Below are 6,634 nucleotides of genomic sequence, written 5' to 3' on the forward strand. Positions count from 1 at the left end.
CCCGTCGCGCAGCACGGTGTCGAGGCCGACCTGCTCGATGGCCTTCTCCGTCAGGGCCTGTTCCGGCCGCGACTCGGGCAGCTTCAGGAACACGACGACCGCGCACGCCATCGTCATCCCGGCTTCGATCAGGAACCCGGCGAGATAGGTGTACTCGGTGATGAAGCCGACGGTCATGGCGGAGACGGCGAAACCGAGGTTGATGGCCCAGTAGTTGAGGGAGAAGGCCCGTGCGCGGTCCTCGGGCCGGACGATGTCGGTCATCATCGCCTGCACGGCGGGCCTCGAGGCGTTGGACGCCATGCCGACCGGGAAGGCGACGGCGGCGATGGCGACGGGGTCGCGCATGAACCCGAGCAGCGCCACGGACGGCGCGGTCGAGGCCTGCGCGACGAGGAGCGTGGGCCGCCGCCCGAACCGGTCGGTCATGACACCGGCGCCGAGGGACGAGATGACACCACCGAGCCCGTGCAGCGCGGCGACGAGGCCGGCGTAGGAGGCGGAGTAGCCGCGGTCGAGGGTCAGATACAGCGCCACGAAGGTAGCTCTTCGCTATACCGCACGCAACGCGCAGTCTGGCAGGACGAGTTGAGCGACTGCTCGGCCCGTTCATCGAATCGGGGGCTGTGGCGAAGGTACCGAGGCTCGGCAGCAGGTCACCCGGAGCACCCGAGCTTGGTGCGGCGAGCTTATCGTTCACGCGTTTGAATCCCGGTCGCTTCGGCTGTTCAGTGACGTACGGCGTAACTGTGCGGCTTCACCTTGCATTTAGAGGTGGCGATGCCCCTTTGGGTGGACGGTGACCGCCTCGGACTGCGTACGAGAGTGATGTTCATAGGCGTACGCCGTGCACTGCTTGTGATTGTGTGGGTTGAAAGGGTTAAAGTCCTTTCACTCGAAGCTGAGACCATGAATTAACCTATGGAAGTACGGCTGTGACCTAGTCGACACCGAGGAATCAAAAAAAACTTTCCGGAAGCAGTTGTGGGTCGCGCCACATATGCACGATGGTTGTTGCGCGCCCAAAAAGGGCCCCCAGCCCACTACTTGGCGGTGAGCGGCTGGAGGCCCCAAGGCGCTGTGTCCTTCGGGAGCATCCGAGAGAGGAACAGTCCTTTGCCACGCAAGCGTAAGACAGCCATGCCCCAACGCGACACCTCCAAAGGGGAGCTGATCTCGTTGATTCTGGCGATCGCAGCACTGTCGGCTGGAGCCGCACTTGTGATCGCCAACGCAGCGACGACAACCGAGGCTTCCGGCTTCGTCGTCACTATCCTGGCGGCGATCGGTTGGGGGGCTCACCGGCGCAAGTAGCTGAGCAGCCTTAGCTAGTGCCCCGACAGGCAACATTCGCCCCGTCGCGACGCCCGGTACGCTCCCCCACTGCCTTAAGGGCGTGGGAGGTGCCCCCACTCGCCGCACCGGGCACAAACCCAGGTACGTCCAGTACGAGGGCTTGTACCCGGCACGCCGAGAGCACGCACCGGACGCCGCTCCTTGACGGGCGAACGTTGCCTGCCGGGGCACTAGTTGCTCCCGGTCCTGTAGCCCCGCAGTCCTCTTGACTGCGGGGCGTGGCTATTTCGCCTCGGCTATCTCGGGACACTGACGGGCAGGGGCCTATCGAACTTGGGTGCGCCAGTACGTCACCCAGTCATGGGCGTTGCGGCCCATGTGCTTCTTCCAGTCTTCCGAGTCGTGGCGGGCGATCTCGTCCCAGACGCGCGCGTTCGCCGCGGAGAACGCGGCGACCGATGCGTGTGGTGCTGCTGCCCATGATGGGACGTGCTCGCGTGTCCATGCGTCCGCGTCCTTGGCTGTGTGGCCGGCTTCCATGAGTCGCAGGATGAGCACCGCGGGGTCGATCCATGCGGCGCCGCGGGTGGGCCATGCCCAGTCGATGAGGTGCGCTCGGTCGTCGATGAGCAGGTTGTGCGGGGCGAGGTCGGTGTGCAGCAGGGTGTCGCCGGCGAGCTGCTCGACGCCGGCGGGGCCGGCGTACTTGCTCCATCGGTCCTCGGCGATCTTGAGGTCGTCGAGGACCGGGCACGGGGTGTTCTGGAGTTCGGTCAGTGCCTGGACGAGCAGTGGTAGGTCGGCTGAGCCGGGGGAGTAGTCGGCGTGTCGTCCGACGAGGTACTCGTATCCGAGCAGGTCCCATCCGGCGGTCTGGACGCGCCAGAGTAGCCGGGGGCAGGACGGCGGTAGATAGGGGTTGACTGCGGCTTCACGCTGCTGTGTGCGGGCCTGTGGGTGATCGATCGGCACGCCCTTGACAAAGAGCACCGAACCAGCAGTGTGGACGGTGGCGGCAATACCGGAGTTCGCGCCGGCGGCTGCTGTCTCGGCGCGCAGGATGGGGCCGGTCTGCTCCTCGGCGGCGTGGCGGGCGCCGAGGGGTAGGTCGTCCCAGTGGATACGGTCTACGGGCATGTGGGGTTCCTGGGGGTGGACGGACGAGCCGCCCCGACCCTATGACGGGTGAGGGCGGCTCGGTGGTACGTGTCGGGCCTAGTACGGCTGGTCGTCGTCGGCCTGGCAGGAGCAGCCGAGGCTCTCGGAGAACGTGCCGATGTTCGGCGTGATGCGGATCTCGTCGTCGGCGATCGGGCGGGACGTGATCGCGACCGGGAGCGGCCCCGGGGTGGTCGGCCGGGGGGTGATCGCGACGAGGACGGGCCCGCGGGAAGCAGGCGCGGTCTGTTCCGTGGTGCGCGGCTCAGTGGCGGTTGCCATGGGTCACCTCACTGGTTCGGGTCGGGATGCTGGCAGTACATGTTTCGTGGTGCCTTCGCCTCCTGGTAGAGCTTGGCCATGGGGCGGCAGGTGGTGCAGCCGCCCGGGTTGCCGTCGGCGTCTTTCTGGCCGAACGAGCAGCCGGTGCAGCCCCCGGTGCGAAGCTGTAGGCCGTCGGCGATGCCGCCGAGGCGTTTGAGTCCCTCGATGCCTTCCTGTATCAGCGGGGTGTGCGGATCGCGGGCGATCTTGCATATGGACGCGTGGCCGAACGGGTCGGCGTGGAAGAAGGTGTGTCCGGCGTTGCAGCCGGTGAACGGCTTCCGCTTGCGGAGGTACTTGGCGGCCTGCTCAGGGATGGGGGCCGAGTCGCCTTGGATGGTGGGCGACATGTTGGTGAACACGAACACCTGGCCGTACCGCTCGGCGAGGCTCTCCATGGCGGCGAACTCGTCGGCGTTGTCCTTCGTGACGACGATGTTCAACTGCAAGCGCAGGCCGGCCTCGCGGGCGGCGTCGAGTCCGCGCGTGAAGCGGTCGAACGCGCCGCGGTTGCGGGTGAAACCGTCGTACGTCTCCGCAGTCGCGCCGTAGATGCTCAGGGACAGGTGATGGGGCGGCCGACCGGCGAGCGTCTCCAGGATCTTCGGTTTGTGGAGCTGTGATCCGTTGGTGGAGATGGTCAGCATGATGCCGAGGTCGTAGGCGTGCGCGTACGCCTCGGGGAATTCGCGGTCGATCAGCGGTTCGCCGCCCGTGATCTGAAGCCAGAGCACACCGGCGTCGCGCATGATGTCGAGTAGCCGAACCTTGTCGTCCCACGGCATGCCCTCGAACCGCTTCAACCCGAGGTAGCAGTGCGGACAGTCGTAGTCACAGCCCTTGTTGATCTCGTACGACGCGCGGGCCATGCCGTACGGCGAGGGTGCCCGCACGAGGACCGTCTCGCGCAGGGGGCGATCCGAGGGGAGGTCGAGGCGCCACGCTTGACGGGCGGCATCGACGAGCCATTGCGGAGCGTCGTCGCCGGTGCTCGCCACCTTGCTGAGTTCGAGGTACCGAGTGAGCGGGATCTGCACGCCGGCGTCGTGGCCGGGGCGTAAGACGAGGTACTCGTCGAGGAACGGACTTGCGATCAGTTGATGCATACGGCCTCCAGCGGGGAACGTCGGGGCGGAAGGAGGGGCGGCTCCTGGCGGAGGGCCGGAGAGCCGCCCCCGGGACCTCTCAGCGGGTCCGTGACAGGTCGGTGTCCCGGCCTGAGGTGTCCTCGTCGCCGGCATCGGACACTGGCAGCTGCAGCCGGGCCACGCGGCTCTCCGCGACACGGACGGCATCTCGCAGGGCCTCGGTCAGCCGGGCGGAGAGAAACCTGAGTTCACCCGCGCCAGCCTTGGGGTCGTCGAGCAACTCCTGTGCATGACCGAGCAGTTCACTTCCCATGCCCAGCTGAACGGACTCGATGTTGTCGGCGAGCCGGGACAGGTAGCCCCCGCCGCTGTCGTCGGTAAGGAGGTAGCAGGGTTTGCCTTCAGGGCCGGACCAGGGGAGGAGGCGGGTGATGGTGCGGTTCGTGGGGGTTGGACGTCCCATTACGCAGCCACCTCCACGCCGTGGATCCGGCGCGGTCCGATGTCGATTCCGTGAGTGGCCAGCCAGAGGGCACGGCGTCGCTGTCGTTGCTGCCGCTTCTTGTGGCGCAACTCGACGCTGGAGAGGACGTAGGGGCGTACGAGGGGGGAGTCTTCGCCGCGGAGGAGGGGGAAGCGGGGGTGCTGGCGCGGCGGTCGGTGGCTTACGTGTGCATCCCGGCGGGCGGTTGCCCTGGGTGTCTCGGGTCGGCCGAGCACGGGGCCCGGGGTCGCGCGGTGCCGACCACGTGGGGGCAGTAGCAGTCTCAGCAACTGCGTGCAGAGGAGGGCGATACAGTTCGGCACGTCTACCTGCTTTCTCAGGTGGGCCATGCCCCCGGGCCGTGTCAGCGGTCGCGGGGGTCTGTCATGTGATGGCACGCCCAAGCAGTCGCATACGGACCCGAACTCCCGCACTGCACGGGGGGATCACGCTTGGTAGCGCCACGATTACGAGCATACTCGCAGAATCTCTGTGAGTGCAGAAGTTCTGCTACTCGCAGTCGAGCTGTGCACCTGACAGACTTGGCGCCACTGGAAGGAGTGCTTATGACCGAGGGTTTCGGGTTGGTCGTGCGCTTCACATTGCGCGATCAGGACACGGCAACCGCCTTTGACCATCTGTGCGCTGAGACCTTGGAAGGGATCAAGGTGCAGGAGCCGGGGACACTGACGTACGTCACCCACATCCCAGTGGACGAGCCGCTGACCCGCGTCTTCTACGAGCTGTACGCCGATCGCGCCGCGTTCGAGGCGCACGAGGCGCAGCCGCACACCAAGCGGTTCCTTGCCGAACGCGAGCAGTACCTGGCCGGCGTTGAAGTGACGTTCCTCAATGCCATCGCCGGGAAGACGGCGGCGTAGTCGTGTCATCGGAGGGGCGTCGGACCTTCGGCGCGCGAGTGGCCGAACTGCGAAGACAGCGAGACCTGACCCAGAGCGAGCTGGCCGCAGCGATCGGGCGGACGGCGAGTTGGGTGTCGCAGGTCGAGCGGGGCATCCAGCCGGTGAACCGCCTGGATGTGCTGCGTTTGCTCGCCGATGGGCTCGGCGTACCTCTGCATGTCCTGCAACCTGAGGCACCGAGCGCAGAGGCGTCCCAAGGCGGGGCTGCCGAGGAGACGACGCCGAACGATCTGGATCAGGCGCGGCTGGTGATCTCAGGACATTCGGCGCTCGATGTGATTCTTGACCCCAGGGAAGACTTCCGCGCTGATCTGCTCCCTGAGCTGCGAGACGAGGTGGAACGGCTCTGGAGGCTCACGCATGGAGACCAGTTCGCGGAGTTGAGCGAGGCTCTGGGGCCACTGCTCCCGCGGCTGGAAAGGGCCGTGCGAACCGCCTCCGAAGAACTCCGGCCGGAGCTACATCGGCTGCTGGCCCGCACCTACCAAGCTCTGGCGGCGGCTTTCGTTCGGCAGAACGAGGCAGATGTCGCATGGCTGGCTGCGGACCGAGCGATCCGGGCAGCTGAACTCGCCGGCGACCGCCTCGGGGTCTTTGTCGGCGTCTTCCGGCTGGTCCACGCGTTCGTGCGACTTCAGCGTCTGGACCAGGCCGAGCATGCGGCTGCCACGGCGCTCAACACTCTCGCCAGGCACGCCGAGGCGGAGTCGACTGCTGAGGAGGAACTGTCGGTCGTCGGCTCGCTGCACCTCGCACTGGCGTTGGTGTATGCGCGTGCTGGTGAACGACCGGCAGCCCGCGAGCAGATCAACAAGGCTCGAACGGTGGCTGCGCGCATAGGAGGTGAGCGCAATGACTTCAACCTGGAGTTCGGCCCGACGAATGTAGAAGTCCAGGCGGTCTCAGCCGCGGTTGACCTCGGAGACGCTGGGGAAGCACTCGATATTGCCAGGGATCTGGACACCAGTGCGCTGTCCGTAGAACGGCAAGCCAGGCTGCTGATGGACCTCGGTCGAGCTCATGTGCAACGCCGACAGTTCGGCGACGCACTCGCCCACTTGCTGCACGCCGAGGCCATCGCGCCGGACCTGGTCAGAAGCCATATCGCGGCTCGTAGTGCGATCCGTGAACTGATGTTGATGGCTGGGCGGTCGGCTTCGCCGGAACTGCGAGGGTTGGCCGAGCGCTCGGATGCGATGGGGTAAGCGAGGCTGCTACCTGCTACCTGCTACCTGCTACCTGCTACCGGGAATGTGACACCCGCAAGGCAAGTGTCACGTTCGTGTGCCGAAGGACAGCTCCTGCTCGTCGCGTACAGGGCAGTGCTGTGTAGTGCCGTGATCACCTGCGCGCCTACCGGG

Annotated in this window: 7 protein-coding genes and 1 pseudogene; 3 read left to right on the forward strand and 5 right to left on the reverse strand. The window is 66.4% G+C overall.

The genetic code is table 11. The annotated features are described in order from the left end of the window. A pseudogene (locus AQJ91_RS13900) lies at positions 1 to 546 on the reverse strand (MFS transporter); the annotation flags it as partial. Between the two features lie 594 nt (positions 547 to 1,140). Here AQJ91_RS13900 and AQJ91_RS53555 point away from each other — a divergent pair. Continuing rightward, entirely contained in the window at positions 1,141 to 1,314 is a 174-nt protein-coding gene (locus AQJ91_RS53555; RefSeq protein WP_159054557.1) for a hypothetical protein, read from the forward strand. Between the two features lie 306 nt (positions 1,315 to 1,620). Here the strand turns inward: AQJ91_RS53555 and AQJ91_RS13905 are convergent, their stop codons facing one another. The 4 genes from AQJ91_RS13905 to AQJ91_RS13920 form a co-directional block, all read right to left on the reverse strand. Further along, entirely contained in the window at positions 1,621 to 2,433 is an 813-nt protein-coding gene (locus tag AQJ91_RS13905) for a protein kinase family protein (protein WP_067020547.1), read from the reverse strand. A 78-nt stretch (positions 2,434 to 2,511) separates the two neighbouring features. Beyond that, entirely contained in the window at positions 2,512 to 2,736 is a 225-nt protein-coding gene (locus AQJ91_RS13910) for a hypothetical protein (protein ID WP_067020550.1), read from the reverse strand. An 8-nt stretch (positions 2,737 to 2,744) separates the two neighbouring features. Continuing rightward, complete coding sequence (locus tag AQJ91_RS13915; protein WP_067020552.1) at positions 2,745 to 3,884, reverse strand: radical SAM protein; 1,140 nt, start codon at positions 3,882 to 3,884, stop codon at positions 2,745 to 2,747. A 79-nt stretch (positions 3,885 to 3,963) separates the two neighbouring features. Beyond that, positions 3,964 to 4,329, reverse strand: a complete 366-nt coding sequence (locus AQJ91_RS13920) for a hypothetical protein (RefSeq protein ID WP_067020555.1) — start codon at positions 4,327 to 4,329, stop codon at positions 3,964 to 3,966. 587 nt (positions 4,330 to 4,916) lie between these two features. Here AQJ91_RS13920 and AQJ91_RS13930 point away from each other — a divergent pair. Both AQJ91_RS13930 and AQJ91_RS13935 read left to right on the forward strand, forming a co-directional pair. Further along, positions 4,917 to 5,231, forward strand: a complete 315-nt coding sequence (locus AQJ91_RS13930; RefSeq protein WP_067020561.1) for a putative quinol monooxygenase — start codon at positions 4,917 to 4,919, stop codon at positions 5,229 to 5,231. 38 nt (positions 5,232 to 5,269) lie between these two features. After that, complete coding sequence (locus tag AQJ91_RS13935; protein WP_234382227.1) at positions 5,270 to 6,478, forward strand: helix-turn-helix domain-containing protein; 1,209 nt, start codon at positions 5,270 to 5,272, stop codon at positions 6,476 to 6,478. Positions 6,479 to 6,634 lie beyond the last annotated feature (156 nt).

The organism is Streptomyces dysideae, assembly GCF_001514305.1.
Lineage (GTDB): Bacteria > Actinomycetota > Actinomycetes > Streptomycetales > Streptomycetaceae > Streptomyces > Streptomyces dysideae.